Annotated in this window: 21 protein-coding genes; 8 read left to right on the forward strand and 13 right to left on the reverse strand. The window is 45.9% G+C overall.

The window, feature by feature from the left end:
• Window positions 1-138 precede the first annotated feature (138 nt).
• On the reverse strand, window positions 139-1,392 hold the full coding sequence (locus tag ABMY42_RS06680; RefSeq protein WP_005433047.1) for a uracil-xanthine permease family protein: 1,254 nt from the start codon (window positions 1,390-1,392) through the stop codon (window positions 139-141).
• Between the two features lie 236 nt (window positions 1,393-1,628).
• Here ABMY42_RS06680 and ABMY42_RS06685 point away from each other — a divergent pair, with 236 nt between their 5' ends.
• A complete protein-coding gene (locus tag ABMY42_RS06685; protein ID WP_009698622.1) occupies window positions 1,629-2,924 on the forward strand; it encodes a DUF2066 domain-containing protein in 1,296 nt (431 codons plus the stop codon).
• A 119-nt stretch (window positions 2,925-3,043) separates the two neighbouring features.
• Here the strand turns inward: ABMY42_RS06685 and ABMY42_RS06690 are convergent, their stop codons facing one another.
• The 4 genes from ABMY42_RS06690 to ABMY42_RS06705 are packed head-to-tail and all read right to left on the reverse strand — an operon-like array spanning window position 3,044 to window position 5,899.
• Entirely contained in the window at window positions 3,044-3,484 is a 441-nt protein-coding gene (locus ABMY42_RS06690; RefSeq protein WP_009698621.1) for a DUF2069 domain-containing protein, read from the reverse strand.
• A gap of 20 nt (window positions 3,485-3,504) precedes the next feature.
• A complete protein-coding gene (wrbA, locus tag ABMY42_RS06695; RefSeq protein ID WP_005445329.1) occupies window positions 3,505-4,077 on the reverse strand; it encodes an NAD(P)H:quinone oxidoreductase in 573 nt (190 codons plus the stop codon).
• Window positions 4,078-4,428, reverse strand: a complete 351-nt coding sequence (gene arsC, locus ABMY42_RS06700) for an arsenate reductase (glutaredoxin) (RefSeq protein WP_199451447.1) — start codon at window positions 4,426-4,428, stop codon at window positions 4,078-4,080.
• Window positions 4,429-4,444: 16 nt separating this feature from the next.
• Window positions 4,445-5,899 (reverse strand): M48 family metallopeptidase, encoded by a 1,455-nt coding sequence (locus ABMY42_RS06705; protein WP_005445335.1) that lies wholly within the window; start codon window positions 5,897-5,899, stop codon window positions 4,445-4,447.
• A 249-nt stretch (window positions 5,900-6,148) separates the two neighbouring features.
• Here ABMY42_RS06705 and ABMY42_RS06710 point away from each other — a divergent pair, with 249 nt between their 5' ends.
• Window positions 6,149-6,403, forward strand: a complete 255-nt coding sequence (locus ABMY42_RS06710) for a sulfurtransferase TusA family protein (protein WP_009700286.1) — start codon at window positions 6,149-6,151, stop codon at window positions 6,401-6,403.
• Window positions 6,396-7,466 carry an AI-2E family transporter gene (locus ABMY42_RS06715; protein WP_005445339.1) on the forward strand — a complete coding sequence of 357 codons (1,071 nt, stop codon included), beginning with the start codon at window positions 6,396-6,398 and terminating at the stop codon, window positions 7,464-7,466. Before ABMY42_RS06710 ends, ABMY42_RS06715 begins: the two co-directional genes overlap by 8 nt.
• Before the next feature lie 64 nt (window positions 7,467-7,530).
• Here ABMY42_RS06715 and bcp read toward each other — a convergent pair whose 3' ends face one another.
• Together bcp and ABMY42_RS06725 are read right to left on the reverse strand one after the other, a co-directional pair.
• Window positions 7,531-8,001: a thioredoxin-dependent thiol peroxidase gene (gene bcp, locus ABMY42_RS06720; RefSeq protein WP_005445341.1), complete on the reverse strand. Its 471-nt coding sequence runs from the start codon at window positions 7,999-8,001 to the stop codon at window positions 7,531-7,533.
• Between the two features lie 15 nt (window positions 8,002-8,016).
• Window positions 8,017-8,559 carry a glycine cleavage system protein R gene (locus ABMY42_RS06725; protein ID WP_005445342.1) on the reverse strand — a complete coding sequence of 181 codons (543 nt, stop codon included), beginning with the start codon at window positions 8,557-8,559 and terminating at the stop codon, window positions 8,017-8,019.
• 396 nt (window positions 8,560-8,955) lie between these two features.
• Here ABMY42_RS06725 and dapA point away from each other — a divergent pair, with 396 nt between their 5' ends.
• Together dapA and bamC are read left to right on the forward strand one after the other, a co-directional pair.
• On the forward strand, window positions 8,956-9,834 hold the full coding sequence (dapA, locus tag ABMY42_RS06730; RefSeq protein WP_005445343.1) for a 4-hydroxy-tetrahydrodipicolinate synthase: 879 nt from the start codon (window positions 8,956-8,958) through the stop codon (window positions 9,832-9,834).
• Between the two features lie 52 nt (window positions 9,835-9,886).
• Window positions 9,887-10,906 (forward strand): outer membrane protein assembly factor BamC, encoded by a 1,020-nt coding sequence (gene bamC / locus ABMY42_RS06735; protein ID WP_005445344.1) that lies wholly within the window; start codon window positions 9,887-9,889, stop codon window positions 10,904-10,906.
• A 107-nt stretch (window positions 10,907-11,013) separates the two neighbouring features.
• On the opposite strand, the gene ABMY42_RS06740 is transcribed toward bamC, so the two are convergent.
• From ABMY42_RS06740 to ABMY42_RS06755, 4 genes are read right to left on the reverse strand one after another with little or no spacing between them, the layout of a single operon-like run.
• Window positions 11,014-11,217: a DUF2897 family protein gene (locus tag ABMY42_RS06740; protein WP_005445345.1), complete on the reverse strand. Its 204-nt coding sequence runs from the start codon at window positions 11,215-11,217 to the stop codon at window positions 11,014-11,016.
• Window positions 11,214-11,912 (reverse strand): M15 family metallopeptidase, encoded by a 699-nt coding sequence (locus tag ABMY42_RS06745; RefSeq protein WP_005445346.1) that lies wholly within the window; start codon window positions 11,910-11,912, stop codon window positions 11,214-11,216. The genes ABMY42_RS06740 and ABMY42_RS06745 overlap by 4 nt, the downstream gene beginning before the upstream one ends.
• Before the next feature lie 37 nt (window positions 11,913-11,949).
• Window positions 11,950-13,086, reverse strand: coding sequence for a succinyl-diaminopimelate desuccinylase (gene dapE, locus ABMY42_RS06750; RefSeq protein ID WP_349266150.1), 1,137 nt, complete (start codon window positions 13,084-13,086; stop codon window positions 11,950-11,952).
• A gap of 18 nt (window positions 13,087-13,104) precedes the next feature.
• Window positions 13,105-13,455, reverse strand: coding sequence for an ArsC family reductase (locus ABMY42_RS06755; RefSeq protein WP_349266151.1), 351 nt, complete (start codon window positions 13,453-13,455; stop codon window positions 13,105-13,107).
• 304 nt (window positions 13,456-13,759) lie between these two features.
• Between ABMY42_RS06755 and ABMY42_RS06760 the strand changes: the two genes are divergently transcribed.
• Window positions 13,760-14,047 carry a helix-turn-helix domain-containing protein gene (locus tag ABMY42_RS06760; protein WP_005445349.1) on the forward strand — a complete coding sequence of 96 codons (288 nt, stop codon included), beginning with the start codon at window positions 13,760-13,762 and terminating at the stop codon, window positions 14,045-14,047.
• A 38-nt stretch (window positions 14,048-14,085) separates the two neighbouring features.
• Here the strand turns inward: ABMY42_RS06760 and ABMY42_RS06765 are convergent, their stop codons facing one another.
• Both ABMY42_RS06765 and ABMY42_RS06770 read right to left on the reverse strand, forming a co-directional pair.
• On the reverse strand, window positions 14,086-14,418 hold the full coding sequence (locus tag ABMY42_RS06765; protein WP_005445350.1) for a DUF4156 domain-containing protein: 333 nt from the start codon (window positions 14,416-14,418) through the stop codon (window positions 14,086-14,088).
• A gap of 1 nt (window position 14,419) precedes the next feature.
• On the reverse strand, window positions 14,420-14,773 hold the full coding sequence (locus tag ABMY42_RS06770; protein ID WP_009703444.1) for a DUF2956 domain-containing protein: 354 nt from the start codon (window positions 14,771-14,773) through the stop codon (window positions 14,420-14,422).
• Between the two features lie 144 nt (window positions 14,774-14,917).
• On the opposite strand from ABMY42_RS06770, the gene ABMY42_RS06775 reads away from it, so the two are divergent.
• Both ABMY42_RS06775 and ABMY42_RS06780 read left to right on the forward strand, forming a co-directional pair.
• Window positions 14,918-15,403, forward strand: a complete 486-nt coding sequence (locus tag ABMY42_RS06775) for a DUF2919 domain-containing protein (RefSeq protein ID WP_005445352.1) — start codon at window positions 14,918-14,920, stop codon at window positions 15,401-15,403.
• 43 nt (window positions 15,404-15,446) lie between these two features.
• The gene (locus ABMY42_RS06780; protein ID WP_005445353.1) at window positions 15,447-16,349 is read left to right on the forward strand and encodes a Dyp-type peroxidase; all 903 of its coding nucleotides are present in this window, start codon (window positions 15,447-15,449) and stop codon (window positions 16,347-16,349) included.
• Window positions 16,350-16,374: the final 25 nt, after the last annotated feature.

The raw sequence follows: 16,374 nt of genomic DNA on the forward strand, positions 1-16,374 counted from the left end.
GCGTTATTGCTTTTACTGAATTGAATAAATAAAGGCTTGGTGAAAACCAAGCCTTTTTTGTCTCTGCTATGTGGAAGCTAGAAGCTAGATATGAAAGTGATAACCGCGCGACTCAAATCAATTAAGCCGCACGATAAATTACTTCGCGTTGTCTTCTTCCATCTGTGCATTATCCACCACGTGGTTTTCACCAAGATCGTGTGGTAGCACAAGGTTAAGAATGATAGCCACGATACCACACAGGCTCACACCTTGTAGGCTGAACTCGCCAATACCGAAAGCCATGCCACCGATACCAAATACCAGTGTTACTGCGACGATCACTAGGTTACGTGATTTGTGCAGGTCCACATTGTTTTTGATGAGCGTGTTTAGACCGACGGTTGCGATAGAACCGAACAATAGGATCATGATGCCACCCATGACCGGAACAGGGATCGTTTGTAGAATGGCTCCGAGCTTACCCACTAAGGCAAGTACGATTGCCGTGATCGCCGCCCATGTCATGATCACAGGGTTAAAGGCTTTAGTTAGCATCACTGCGCCCGTTACTTCGCTGTAAGTTGTATTTGGTGGAGCACCAACCATAGAAGCCGCAATTGTTGCCACCCCGTCACCCGCAATCGTGCGGTGAAGACCAGGTTTCTTCAGGTAGTTTTTACCCGTTACGTTTGAGATAGCCAGCATGTCTCCTACGTGCTCTACCGCTGGTGCGATCGCAACTGGGATCATGAATAAGATAGCGTTGATGTTAAACTCTGGCGCCGTGAAGTTTGGCATGGCTAGCCAAGCTGCTTGAGCTACTGGAGTGAAATCAACCACACCATAGAAAAGCGAAACAGAGTAACCTGCTAAGATACCGCCGACGATAGGCACCAGTTTTAGGAAGCCTTTCGCGAATACACTCAGTGCGATGGTCGTTAGCAATGACACTGCTGAAATGATAACTGCAGCATCGCCATTTACGAGTTGGATGGCACCGTCACCGGTTTTACCTACCGCCATGTTTACTGCTGTTGGTGCCAAACCAAGACCAATGACCATAATCACCGGACCTACCACAACTGGTGGTAAAATTTTATGGATGAAGCCGACACCACGCACTTTGATCATCGCACCAAGCGCGACATAAACCAAACCCGCCGCCATTAAGCCGCCCATAGTCGCACCGATACCCCAAGTTTGGATACCGAACATAATAGGAGCAATAAACGCAAAAGAAGAGGCAAGGAAGATAGGAACGGAACGTTTAGTTATTAGTTGGAAAAGAAGAGTACCGACACCTGCACCAAACAGAGCAACGTTTGGGTCAAGACCAGTAAGAAGTGGTACTAATACGAGAGCACCAAAAGCGACAAAGAGCATCTGAGCGCCTTGTAACGCGTTTTTCATAATAATTCCCTATTTCAAAGATACGCAGACAAATCCGGCGAATCTTATCATCTGGCAATCGATTGCAATGTTGCCTAGATCAAACTTTTGTGTGGATTTATAAGGTCGACGAATGTTTAGTTTCACTTACGTGTTTTAACTTGGTCAGAATACAGACAATTCACTCAGTACTCTTCTTGCTCACGGTTTGATAGTTGCTTATCATGCGGGTTCTTGTTCAGAGGATTATGAAAACTATGCGCTATTTAGCTCTCTTATTGATAGGTTGGTTGTCTCTGCCAGTTTATGCATTAACTCAGGTAGATATCTATCGTGCCGAAGTGGCGATCGACGGTGAGCAAAAAGACGGCGAAGAGCTCGCTCGTCAACAAGGTATGCAAGATGTGATTGTGCGTGCGACAGGTAGCCAATCTTCCCTTAGCAACCCGGTAATAAAGAAAGCAGTGGGTTCAAGTTCTCGCTACATTTCTCAGCTTGGTTATGGTCAGCTTGATGGTCAAAGCAGTCTAAAGATGCTGTTTAATAGTGGTCAGATTCGTTCGCTACTGACTCAAGCGCAATTACCATTATGGTCTCCAAACCGTGCCAACATCTTAGTTTGGATGGTAGAAGAGCAGGGCTATGATCGTACGATCACTTGGGAGCATTCAGACTCAACCAGTGCTGCTGCACTACGCGCTGCGGCTGAATCTCGTGGTCTACCAGTCACTATGCCTGTGGGGGACTTTGATGATGTTACGGGTGTTAACGTGTCTGATTTGTGGGGGGGCTTTGTAGACCCAATCAGCCAAGCGAGTCAGCGTTACCCTGTTGATGCTGTGCTAGTGGTGCGTGTGCAAGGCGATAAAATTCGCTGGACGCTATACGACCAATCACCAGCGCAACTTGCTCAATCGCAACAGTCACCTCGCAGTGGCTCAGCGTCTGGTGCAAATGCAATCTCCGCCATGATGGGTGGTATCGCAGACTACTACGCGAAGAAGAGTGCTGTTGTGGTATCAAGCAAATCATCTGAAGCGATTGATGTGAAGGTATTAGATGTCGCATCAGCGGTGGACTTCTTTAATCTTGAGAACTCATTGACGAAGCTAAACTCAGTTGCGGGTACTGAAATCAAACGAATTCAAGGCAATCAAGTGACGTTAACGATTCACTTGTTGGCATCTCAACAAGCGTTTGAACAAGAAGCGTCTTCTATCCGTTCACTTGAGATTACCGAAGACCCGCTTGAGAATGTAGAGCCGTCAGCACCAGCCCAGCTTCCTGAGGAAGTTGTTCAACCAACGCAATTGCCAGCGGAAACAACAGAAGATCAAACCGCTCAAGTCGTTGAGCTCGATACGGCAACGGAAACAAATGTGGCAACTGAGCCGGCATCAATCACACCTGCTGTTGCACTACAACCAGCGCCAAAGCAGTACGATCTGATCTACAAATGGAATGCTCCAGTTCGCACGAAAGCCGAGCCAGTAGAACAAGATTCTGAAATCGCGCCAGTATTGGAAACGGATGTGGTTGAAAACCTAAGTTAAGGTTTATTCAAAACAAAAAAGAGTCGCTTAGTGCGACTCTTTTTTTAGTGGTTCTATGGCTGGAGATGTGATGAAGCTGGTTCAGCTTGAAGCGCCATGTCCCTGTAATTGTTTCGCTTCTATTTATTGAACTTCGCTTTTTCTTCTTTTTCGACTTGAGATAAGCGTTTTAACTTCAGACCCAACTCTTTACCACGTGCTCGGGCAAACAAAATGTTACCTGCAAAGCCGAGTGAGGTAAGGAGCAACTCTACTGCGGCCAACCAACGCTCACCATCGTCAACATACAAAATCGTCAACGCATGCAAGAAATACAGCATCAGAACGAAGTTTGCCCAAGCGTGTGTGTAGGGTTTGCCCGCTAAAATACCAGGAAGTGGCAACAATAGAGGTATACACCAAGCAATCGCCAATGTAGTGCTGCTTAGATGTGGGTGAGGGGACAACGCCAGTTGCCAAATCGCAACCCAAGCCAATAACGCCAAATTGCCAAACAGCGCCATGTAGCGATAGGTTTGAGTGCGTGTGCTAAGAGGTGGTTGGTCAATAATGTCAGACATCGATTTACTTATCCTTGAGCTTACTGACTTCCTTTGAGCTTTTTCGCTGTGGTTGCCAGTCGTTTTCCTAATTGTTGTGCGAGACGAATCTCTTCTGCCGTGAGACTTGGCTCTTGTCCTACACTGCTTGCACCATAGGGTGTGCCTCCTGATTGCGTGGTGTGCAGTTCTGGCTCTGAATAAGGGATTCCTAATACCATCATGCCGTGATGCAATAATGGGGTCATCATGCTTTGTAGCGTGGTTTCTTGACCACCATGCATGGAAGACGATGAGGTAAACACACAAGCTGGCTTATCGATAAGGTCGCCATTCACCCACAAAGGTGTGGTTTGATCCCAAAAGTGCTTGAGCGGCGCTGCCATGTTGCCAAACCAAACTGGGCTGCCAAACGCGAGACCATCGCACTGCTTCAACTCATCTAGAGTAGCAATTGGATCAGAAGGGGTATGTGAGTGAGGTGACAATTCTTCAACTGTACGTAAAATCGCTTCGCAATGAGGAGTCGACTCGACTCCTCTTGCTATTTGTCTTGCCAGTTGTTTTGTCGAGCCATGACGGCTGAAATACAAAATGAGGATCTGGCAATCCATTTACAGAATTTCCAAAACTTGTTCTGGTGGGCGACCGATTTTTGCTTTCCCATTTGTAACTACTACTGGGCGTTCAAACAGTTTCGGGTTTTGTGCCATCGCTTCGAACAGTTGCTCATCACTGACAGAGGCTTCTCCCAGTGCCAGCTCTTTGTAGATGTCTTCTTTGGTACGCATCATTTCGCGTACGGAAGAGAAACCAAGTTGAGCATAAAGCGCTTTCAGTTGTTCAACATTAAGCGGTGTATCAAGGTATTTAACCACTTCCGGTGTTACGCCATTTTGCTCAAGCAGTTCAAGTGTTTGACGGCTCTTTGAGCAGCGAGGGTTGTGATAAATCACGACTGACATGGTTTTCTCCATTTCGTTATTGTAATGCCATGAATCGATCTCTTTGGATCATCAGTTGGTCGATACGAGCGTCATATCGAGCTTGTTGTAAGCTACCTAACTTAGCAATTTTACTTGCTTCACTATAATACTGGATGGCTTTGTTCCAGTTGGCTCGCAATGCCAAAATTTCGGCACGTGCGGCGAGTTCTTCATCACTTTTACCCAGCGCATGACTGCCTTGTGAAAGCAGGTGCCAGCCATTCGTGTCTTCTGGGTTATCGTGTGTGTAGCGCTGCAGAATACGCACCGCTTCTTGGTCCTTTTTCGCCTCAAGTAATGCGTTTGCATAGTTGATGGTCAGAACTTTGTTTTGTGGGTTGCGTTTGAGTGCGCTACTCAACATATCCACTGCTTTTTGTGGTTGCTTTTGAGCAATATAAAGATCGGTCATTGCATCCAGATAAAACGGGTTACCTGGGTCTTGCTGAAGGAGCTTTTTCAATAAAGGTTCCGCTTCACTCAAACGCTTGTTGTCTAGGTGTACCAAGGCTCGACCATAATCAAATGATGGCACAATATCAGGTGAGGCTTTCTTTTGAGTTCGGTCAAACCAACTCATTGCTGCTTGACCATCAATTCCGGCATAACGTGCGACAATGCGAGCTCGGGTTAAATGGTAATCAATAGAAGGCATCACCCGCATTGGTGGGTAAGCACGAGCACGAGCACGACTGTCTGTAATACGATCTTCAGGCAACGGGTGAGTGAGCAACATTGGTGGCGGCTTGCTCGCGTATCGATATTCATCCGCTAGGCGACCAAAAAAGCGTGGCATCGCTTGTGCATCAAAGCCCGCTTTTGCCAGTGTCGCGATACCAAAGCGGTCTGCTTCTTTCTCGTTGGAGCGAGTGTAGTTGATTTGGCTTTGCATATTGCCAGCGGTTGCTGCCGTCACCGCTGCCATACCAGCCTCAGGAGAGGCTATCGCAAGCAGAAGAGCGCCAGCAAGTGCTGCCATGGTTGCTGGTGAACGACGAGCTTGTTCTTCCATGCTTCGTGCAAGGTGGCGCTGAGTAACGTGCGCGATTTCGTGAGCAACAACGGAGGCTAACTCACTTTCAGTGCGGGCATGGAGAAAGAGACCTGAGTGCAGGGCAACGTAGCCGCCAAAAAAAGCGAAAGCGTTGATGTTGCGATCTCGGATCATGAAAAAGTGGAATGGGGTTTTTACGTCATTGGCATTCGCGACCAAACGGTGACCCAGTGAGTCGATGTACTCGTTAATAACAGGGTCATTGACGATAGGTTTGCTGGCTCTAAGCATACGCATATAGGCGTCACCATAAATCAACTCTTGATCTATCGTTAGAGTGCCTCCGGCTGCCGTACCAATATCTGGGAGGTCGGGACTATTGGCATAAACTGGCGTTGGTGTACTCAATGCAGCAGCAAGGCATAAACAAACTAGCGAGCGAGTGCGTTTTAACATACGGTTTAAAGATTCTCCAAAATACCGAGTGTGTGCTTGAGGGGCGAAATCCATTCAACATCAGCACAGACTTTATGGTCATCCTTATGGGATGAATATGCTAGCAATAAGACCGAAGATAAACGAATTGGTTTCGTAAATTGTCAATCTAAAAGTCCTGCGCGTCTACTCTTAAATCATGTGAGAAATGCTAGCACCAGCTCAAAAAGCCGTTACAATACAACCCTATCACAAGTGCAGAGCAATACAATGGAATCCATATTACTTGATTTGCGTAAGGAACGCTGCCCTATGGCACTGTTACTTGCCAAGCGTCACGCTGCTGAGGTGTTTCCGGAAGAAACACAACAAGATCATCAGCTTGTTATTCAAGTGGTGGATAAAAGCTCTAAGCACGATATCGTGAAGTATTTGCGTAACCAAGGCTACACAGTGGATTGCCAAGCTTCTCCTGAACACTTCACTTTGACCGTATTCAATAAGGAATCTTCGTACGATGCTTGAAATGGTAAGTCGTTGGTATAAGCGACGCTTTTCAGACCCACATGCAGTGAGCCTCGTGGCGATACTGCTGTTCGGCTTTATTACAATTTACTTTTTCGGGCATTTGATTGCGCCATTGCTGGTGGCTATTGTTCTTGCATATTTACTTGAATGGCCAGTAACGCAGATGTGCCGTTTGGGTATCCCACGTACGTTTTCTGTCATCACTGTCATACTGATTTTTATTGGCTTAATGTTGATCGCGGTATTTGGTTTAGTGCCGACCATTTGGACTCAGGTGGGCAACTTAATCAACGATATTCCGAACATGTATGCTGGACTACAAAAGTTCATTGCAACCTTGCCGCAACGTTACCCTGAGCTGGCGAACCTAGAAATTGTTGAAACCGTGGTGACTAACGCGAAGAACCAAGCGATTGGCTTAGGTGAGAGCGTCGTAAAAGGCTCACTGGCTTCTCTAGTGAGTTTAGCAACGCTAGCGGTTTACTTGATTCTTGTTCCATTATTGGTGTTCTTCTTACTAAAAGACAAAGATGAGATGCTCAGCATGGCAAGTGGCATCTTACCGAAGAACCGTAAGCTGGCGAACAAAGTATGGCACGAGATGAACGAACAAATCTCGAACTATATTCGTGGTAAGGTGCTGGAAATCTTGATCGTAGGTGGCGTGAGTTACGTGACTTTCGCGATTCTTGACCTGCGCTACTCTGCATTGCTTGCTGTAGCGGTGGGTTTGTCAGTGCTTATCCCGTACATCGGTGCGGCTGCGGTGACGGTTCCGGTCGCGATTGTCGGCTTGTTCCAATGGGGCTTAACGCCTCAATTCTATTGGTTACTTGTTGCCTACGGCATTATTCAGGCGCTAGACGGTAATGTGTTGGTTCCGGTACTGTTCTCTGAAGCGGTTAACCTTCACCCAGTAGCGATCATTGTTGCCGTGTTGGTATTTGGTGGTTTGTGGGGCTTCTGGGGGGTCTTCTTCGCTATCCCATTGGCGACGCTTGTAAAAGCAGTATGGAACGCGCTACCAAGTACGGAAGAAAGCGAACCAATACAAGAATAGAAATTGAATCCAATAAAAAGCCCAGCGATCGCTGGGCTTTTTGATGTTTGATTGAAAACTAGGTTTACGCGTTTTCTTTCAAGTAGTTCACAACCACTTCATGGTGATCTTTGGTTTTGAACTTGTTGAACACGTGTTCGATAACACCTTCCTCATTGATCAAGAAGCTGATGCGGTGAAGACCATCGTAGACTTTACCCATAAACTTCTTCTCGCCCCAAACACCGAACTGGTCAGCAATGGCATGGTCTTCGTCAGAAAGTAGCGTGAAGTTTAGCTCGTCGCGTTCAATGAACTTACCTAGACGTTTTACTGGATCGATACTCACCCCCAATACCACAACGTTATGTGCGTCTAGTTCTGCTTTTACATCACGCAGACCTTTTGCTTGAGTCGTACAACCTGGTGTCATCGCTTTTGGGTAGAAGTAAAACAGTACTTTCTTACCTTTGAAGTCACCGAGAGAAACGGTGTTGCCATCTTGGTCGAGCAAAGAGAAGGCTGGCGCTGGCGTGCCTGCTGTCAGCGTATTCATCATTATTTCCTTTACTTATAGATTGTTTTTAATGAAATTCAGAGAACCTTGTACGTTGAGCGTGTTACAAAGTTCATCGAAATCTTCTTGTAATTGCATCAAGTTACAATCTGCACTTACTGAAGCGGTGATTGCAATGTGGAATTGGTCGGCATCCAGCTGGATCTTTGATTTACTGATTGTTTGCGCACTAAGTGATTGTAGGCCAATCTGTTTATCGGCAAAGAATTGCGTAAACTTCTCGGTTAAACCGATGCGGTCTTCTGATTCAATAAACACTTCCATGGTGTAACTGTTATCGAGCAACTCATGGGCTGATGTGCGTTTCATGATGGTGATGAGGTCGTGTTCTTGCCCAAGAAGTGGCAATTGCGTTTCGACACGAGTGACATTACTGGCGTTACCAGTAAGCAGCATGATAAGGGTAAATTCGTTACCAAAGATAGCGATACGGCTATCGACAATGTTACAGCCAGCTTGTGTGACGAGCTTAACCACTTGGTTACATATGCCCGGACGATCCGTTCCAACCGCTGTAAGTACCAGATGTTGCTTCATAAATGAGCTTCTTGTCCTTTCTTCAATAGAGAGATGTTAGCACAGATATGGAGTAGAAATGTCGAGTCAGTTCTTTTTTTAAACTTGTTAAAACGCTTTGTTGATTTAGTGAACAGTTTGCTGATTGCGTGCACTATTAATTCACTCAACGCTGACTTGAGCTTCTCGGCGAGAGAGTATATTCCGCGCCTAATTGAAAGCGGTGAGAAATCCTTGCTGCAACGAACACGATTATCAGAATGGCTAGGATTGAGAACAAAATTCACATTTTAGTTGCTAGACCTCTAACAACTGATAATTATTCATTCATTTGTACTTTGTAAGCGAGTTTACGCTCTTGTGTTTTTCAATCGCATTACAGTACCATGCAGAAAGAGTTAAATGAGGGAGATAAACATGTTTTCAGGAAGTATCGTAGCGCTGATTACACCATTAAAAGCAGATGGTGAAGTAGACTTTGATAGTCTACAAAAGCTTGTTGAGTACCATGTTGAAGCTGGTACAGACGGTATTGTTGCAGTTGGCACCACTGGTGAGTCAGCGACTCTAACCATTGAAGAGCATGTAAAGGTCGTAAATAAAACCGTTGAATTCGCAAACGGTCGTATCCCAGTGATTGCTGGTACGGGAGCAAATGCAACCCACGAAGCAGTTACATTTAGCAAATTATTGGCTGATTCTGGTATTGCAGGCTTCCTGAGTGTAACGCCTTACTACAACAAACCAACTCAAGAAGGTTTGTTCCAACACTACAAAGCAATCGCAGAAGCGAGTGATGTACCTCTAATTTTGTACAATGTACCGGGTCGTACTGCGGTAGATATGTCGCCTGAGACAGTGGCACGCCTGTCAAAGCTTGATAATATCGTGGCATTGAAGGATGCGACGGGTGATTTAAGCCGAATTGCACTTCACCGTGAACTTTGTGGCGAAGATTTTATCTTACTAAGTGGTGATGATGCGACGGGTCTAGAATTTGTTAAACTAGGCGGTCACGGCGTTATCTCAGTAACGAACAATATCGCGGCTAAAGACATGGCAGACATGTTCCATTTGGCAGGTGAAGGTAAGTTTGAAGAAGCAGAAGCGATCAACGATCGTCTGATGACTCTGCATAAAAACCTATTTGTTGAATCAAGCCCGATCCCAGTGAAATGGGCAGCACATAAGCTTGGTTTGATTGAAGAGGGTGAGCTGCGTCTTCCTTTAACCCCACTTTCTGAAAAATCGCAGCCAGTTGTGGAACAAGCGCTAACAGACGCCGGTATTTACTAGGATTGAAGTTCATGCTGAGGGTGGTAAAGCCCTCAGTGTTTTAGGAGTATAAATGAAGCTTTCAAGCCAGTTAGTGTTAAGCTCACTAGCTGTATTCGTATTGACTGCCTGTTCAGGTGGTGCCAATCAGCGTCGTCAAGCAAAGGACGACTTCGAGTATTTGAACACGCCTGCTCTTGAAGAGTGGAGTGTACCGGCAGGTGCTCAACCTCAGTTTTACCCGAACTACCGTATTCCTGAAGGAAACTACGCTGGTGGTATTGGTAAAGATGTTGATATTCGTCCGCCTCAGCAAGTATTGGAATTGATCCCTGGTGCTCGCCTAGATCGCAGTAGCGACGGGGAAGTAACACTATGGCTGCTTCGTAAGGATGAACTGGATAAAGTTTGGAAGACCGTTCAAGAGATGGTTGCAGAGAACAAGATCCCAGTTGAAAGCCAAACGGATAACCGCATCGAAACAGGTTGGGTGACTTGGAACTCTCCTGATGAAGAGATGGAAATCGGCAGCCGCTACGAGATTACTCGCGGTGAGATGAATGGTCGTCATGGCTTCAAGGTAAGCTTGATTGACTGGCGTGAAGGCAACCAAGTCAAAGAAGTGACACGTACCAACCGTGAGCGTTACAACGTGTTCATGACCAACTTGGTAACGGCACGCTACGACCAACACGTACGTGAAGAAGCGCAACGTAAAGCACAAGAGCTAGTGAAACACATCCCAATTACCATGGGTAAAGACCGCAGTGGTCTGCCAGTTATCATTGCTCGTGCACAATACAATGTCGTGTGGAACCGTCTGCCTGATATCATGCCGAAGATGGGCTTCAAGATTGAAGAGCGCAGTCAGTCGCAAGGTACAGTGACTGCGAAATACGCGTCACCGGATGATGCGTTCTGGAATGACATTGGTGTTAAGCCAATCGATCTAAACTCTGGTACTTACACCTTCTTGCTTGGTGATCTAGGTAACCGTACTTCTATCAACATTACAGATTCGTCTGGTAAGCCAGTAGAAGAAGAGTTCTTGAAATCACTTGCGCCAGTACTGGCTGCGGTTGTGAAAGACTAACTTCGCTACAAATAAGTAGATTTGAATAGTAAAAAAGGGACCGCAATGGTCCCTTTTTGATTGCTTACTTGATGTCAAATGTTGAAGAGTGCATCAAGTGCGAGAGATTAGCGATTTTCGTCTTTCTTCTCGCTTTCCTCTCCATAGCGTTCTTTGTCTAGTTCGTTCAGCTTATCTAAATCGTTTTTTCGACTTTTATCCATCTGACCAAACTTCATTTTTGCGGTGTACTTAAGCGCAGCAATGTTACCAACCACGATACTGAGCACTATGATGATAATGACCCAGGGGTTGGTGAGAATTTCGATCATAGAGCCTCCGGCGGCGTGATGTTGTGAATAAATTGGGTGATAACCTTATCCAAATTATTCAATATGACATCCATCCCTGCAATGCTGTCGATCTGATTTTGCTGAATTAACTGAGTTTTCAGCAACTCTGGTGTTAACAATGACAGGCATTGTTGCCCTACAGATTTGTGGCTGATGTGCCAAGGTTCGATGGCGACACCGCCTAAGTCTTGTTGATAAGGGAAAAAGAACCCAAAGCTATCGAGGTTATCGACTAACCATTGATAGAAAGCACGCTGATGACCTTCGAGATACTCCCATGGTTCCAATTGTAATTGTGTATCGGCGGGTAATAAGTTACGCGCATAAACATCAAAATCACACCCCCAATGATGGCGACTGCCTCCGGGTAAGGCGGACCAACGAAGAATCGCAGTGAGCTTTTCTTCGTCATTGAGTAGAGTTTTGTCGAGCGGTTGCGAATCGGAATCGAGGATCTTCAGTTCACCTGCAAACTTACCGTTCCAGATTGCTTTCTGACGGTTAAAGTCACGGAACCCACTGGCGATTTCCATCTTAAAGCCTGATTGTGTGGCGGCTTCAATCATGTTTAGTAAGTCGTCAGCCACTTCAGGGTGAAGCAGAAAGGCTTTTTGACCCACTAATGTGGATTGCAGGTGGGAATCGGTCATTCCGGTAAGTTGCTCTGGCGTCATGGCACTCTCGTTAATTGTTGCATGTTTCGTTATGACACTATTGTGCGAGTAAGTGTTTCAACGTGTTTTGGTACATGTCCGTTAATTTCTCAAGGTCATCGACTTTTACACATTCGTTCACTTTGTGGATAGTCGCGTTCACCGGACCAAGCTCAACCACCTGACCGCCCATGCGTGCGATAAATCGACCATCAGACGTTCCGCCAGTGGTGAGCAACGCAGGCTTCGTGCTGTTGACTTCATCGACGGCAGCAACGACTGCGTCAAGCAATGCTCCAGTATCGGTGAGGAACGGGTCACCATTGAATGTCCATTTCAGACCGTAGTTTAAATCGTGTTTGTCGAGTGTTTGGGTCACGCGGTCAACAATGATTTCGTTGCTGAGTTCTGTGCTAAAGCGCAGGTTGAACTGCACGTTAAATTCGCCAGGAATCACATTCGATGCACCAGTACCAGCAGAGACATTCGGGATTTGGAAGCTTGTCGGTGGGAAGTAATCGTTGCCTTGATCCCATTCTGTCGTAGCAAGTTCATGAATGGCTAATAGTGATTGATGAACCGGATTATTAGCAAGGTGAGGGTACGCCACGTGACCTTGTGTTCCTTTTACCGTTAAATCACCCGTGATTGAGCCACGACGACCATTCTTAACTACATCTCCCACAACTTCAGTGCTTGAAGGCTCACCAACGATGCACATGTCGATGTTCTCGCCACGAGCCATGAGCGTTTCAACGACGCGAACGGTGCCATTAATGAAAGGACCTTCCTCGTCTGAAGTGATCAAAAAGCCAATCGAACCTTTATGGTCTGGGTTTTCTGCAATAAAGCGTTCAACCGCGACCACCATACAAGCTAGAGAGCCTTTCATGTCTGCTGCGCCACGCCCGTGAAGGTAACCGTCGATAATGGTTGGTTCAAAAGGAGGTGTGTTCCATTGCTCCAATTTGCCTGCTGGCACGACATCTGTGTGTCCGGCGAAAGCAAACAGTGGTGCTTCTGTACCTCGGCGAGCCCAGAAGTTTGTTGTGTCTTCAAACACCATCACTTCGATTTCAAAACCAAGCGCTTTTAGTCGCTCGATCATTACTTCCTGACAGCCTGCATCTTCAGGCGTTACGGACTGGCGGCTGATCAGGTCTTTAGCGAGTGCCAGTACTGGACTGTCTGTCATCCTTGATTGTTCCTTTAATTAAGAGTTAAAAATGGTCGCGTATTGGTCTGCTTTGAAACCAATATGAAGTTGGTCTTCAACTTTCAAGATTGGGCGCTTAATCATCGCTGGGTTTTCTACTAGCAGCGCGATTGCGTTTTCTTCGTTAAGAGAATCTTTTTGTTCTTGAGTCAGCTGTCGGAAAGTCGTGCCACGTTTATTCAGTACTTGTTCCCAACCCAGCGCGTTACAAAATTCAGTCACCATTGCCGTATCGATACCTTGTTTGCGGTAGTCGTGAAAATCAAAAGCAACGTTTTCCGCTTCTAGCCATTTCTTGGCTTTTTTAATCGTGTCGCAGTTTGGGATGCCGAACATGGTGATCGTCATATTATTTCCTTTTCTCTTTGTGCTTTACTTATCGGTTTGCGCTATGGAACGCCCGATTTTGCATTGTTTTTGGCTGTTCAAGCATCCTATCAAGAAGCAACCACTGTGACAAAATCATGCGGCGAATATTTCACAGGTCAGTGCTCTATTGGACCGTGCTCAGTCGTTCATTCCTCCACCAAACAGCGATAAGAATGATAAAAAACTTGGCTAAATAGCACGGAAAAGTCGAGTTATTGATCAAACGCAACATCTTGCTGAGCAAAAAAGAAATAATGAATCAGCACAATTTTAGGAGGTGTCAATGGAATTGAGTCCTGTTTTTGCAAGGCGGCTATATTTGGCCTTGTTGGTGGAAAACCTAGAAAGGCCAAATGTACCAAAATTGATCGAAAGAACGGGGTGGCCTCGTCGTACTATTCAAGATGTACTCAAGGCATTACCGGGGATCGGCATCGAACTCATCTTCGTTCAAGATGGTCGACGTCATAACGACGGCTATTACCAACTTTCGGATTGGGGACCTTTTGACAGTCAATGGGTTCTTGAGCGAGAGGGAGATATCGCTAGCAGTCTTGGATTTCGTGCATAAGCCAGCAATTGCTGGCTTTTTTTACGTCTGGGAAACGCTTATTGGCAGCGGTAGGCAGTACCAAGCACACTGAAGGAAGTAGCAAAGTCTTGTGGGGCGATCATGTAAACCGTATCGGCATTGAGCAATACTGCATTGTTTTTTAGGTCGACCATGGCTCCATGCATCATGGCGTCATTGGTGTAGAACAAGTAACTGTACCAGTGACCTTCGCTGCCAGTGACTTCACCTAAATACTCGCATTGATCCGGATTGAACTGGCTATCAAAGCGAATCTGAACGTCATCACTTGATGCCGTTGGTAGCGTTGATGGTGACGAACAACCCATCAAAGCCAATGCGATGCCTCCTATCATCACATAACGCTGCATATTATTTCCCCATCATGATGTAAGCCGCGAAACCAATCCAGCTCAGAACCAATAGTGCCCAAGGTAATACAGCTGGCTTGCTCGTTGGTGCTTCAATATTTGCTGATTCTTGTTCAACGACGTCATCACGTTGACGCTGTTTTTCTCTCTGTTGTTTCTTCTTCGCTTTGTCTGCTTGTCGATTGCGTTCTTTCTGCTGTTTTTTATACTGCGCGATGCCTTTCTCAATGCCCTGAGCAATCAGTTTGGTTTGCTCTTTCGTTTGACCGGGTTTTTGAGTGGACTTTGCAATCTTCATCGCTTCAGTTTGCGTTTCTTGGGAAGGAACGGGTGCTGCTGTGTTTTTCTTTTTCATGTTTCTTATCGACGTCGCTGTAAATCTAAACCTAGTTTACCTGCGTACGATGATGAAATGAACTTTAGTTCTCAGCTTTGCTAGGTTGCAACTCTGAAACGATCGGTTAAAGTGGCGTTTTTATGAAACTAAGAAGACGAGATTGTGCGTTACTCATTTGATCAATATGACGCTCATGGATTTTTAAAAGCGCCGATTATGTTATGGCTAGGATGGATGTTCCTAGCGCGCTCTTGGGTGGTGTTTGCCATGGCAGGAGTGAGTAGAGACAGCGGTAGCAAGATACTATCGATTGTGTACCCCGATTCTAATACGTTATACCTCGGACTATCGATGGGTATCCCAAGTCTATTATTGATGTGGTTAATGGGCTTGCGGCATCCAGAGCGAGGGTGGGTGAATCAAATTACCCAGCATGGTCGTGCCATGACTTTGATCTTGTGCGGTATTCAACTGGCTCAGACCATGTATCATGTCTACCTCGAACATGGTGTATTCAATTGGGCGAATGCGCTCACAATTACCTTGTTAACTTGGTTTATGATCTATCTTCTAAATGGAAGATGGGTAAAAGACTGCTTTAACGTGCCACAAGTTGAGCACAAAGAAGAACAGCCATCAAAAAATTAAAAACAATAATTCCCGCATGGGGCAATGTATAGAGGATATCTCAATGTCACAAGCTCAAACGGCGATTGTGCCTGAAGCAGGACCATTTGCACTTTACACTCAGTTAAAAGTGAACCAAAACCGTGAAAACGTACTGGCAAAACTAAAAGCGCTACCTGAGCTAGTAAATGAGCTCAATGCGAACCAACCAGGTGCTGATTTAACGATTTCTATCGCATTCACGAAATCTTTTTGGCAGCACCTAAACATGCAAATGCCAGAAGAGTTGATCGACTTCCCTGAGTTGGGGGAAGGTGACGTATTTGCGCCAGCAACAGACGTAGATGTCTTGATTCACTGTCACTCAACTCGTCACGATTTGCACTTCTATGTACTGCGTAAATTCTTAGTTGAAACTGCAGAAGATGTGACGGTAGTGGATGAAACTTACGGTTACCGTTACCTAGATGCTCGTGACATGACGGATTTCGTTGATGGCACAGAAAACCCGAAAGGTGATGCGCGTGCTGACGTTGCATTGATCAAAGACGGCGCTTTCGCTGGTGGTAGCTACGTGATGGTTCAACGCTTTGAGCACAACTTGCCTGCATGGAACCGTTTGAACGTATCTGCACAAGAGAAAGTCATTGGTCGTACTAAGCCAGATTCTATTGAGCTAGAAGACGTGCCAGCGGCTTCTCACGTAGGTCGTGTAGACATCAAAGAAGAAGGCAAAGGTCTTAAGATCGTTCGTCACAGCTTGCCGTACGGCACAGTAACTGGCGCACATGGTCTTCTGTTCATCTCTTATTGCAACACTATCCACAACATCAAAGTGATGCTAGAGAGCATGTACGGTGTTACCGATGGTAAGACTGACCAACTGCTTCGTTTCACCAAAGCAGTAACAGGTGCATATTTCTTCGCTCCTTCACAAGAAATGCTAGCGGAATTGGCGATTAAGTAATTCTTCGCCAACCCTCCAATGATTA

The organism is Vibrio sp. SSH13-20, from assembly GCF_040104475.1.
Lineage (GTDB): Bacteria > Pseudomonadota > Gammaproteobacteria > Enterobacterales > Vibrionaceae > Vibrio > Vibrio harveyi.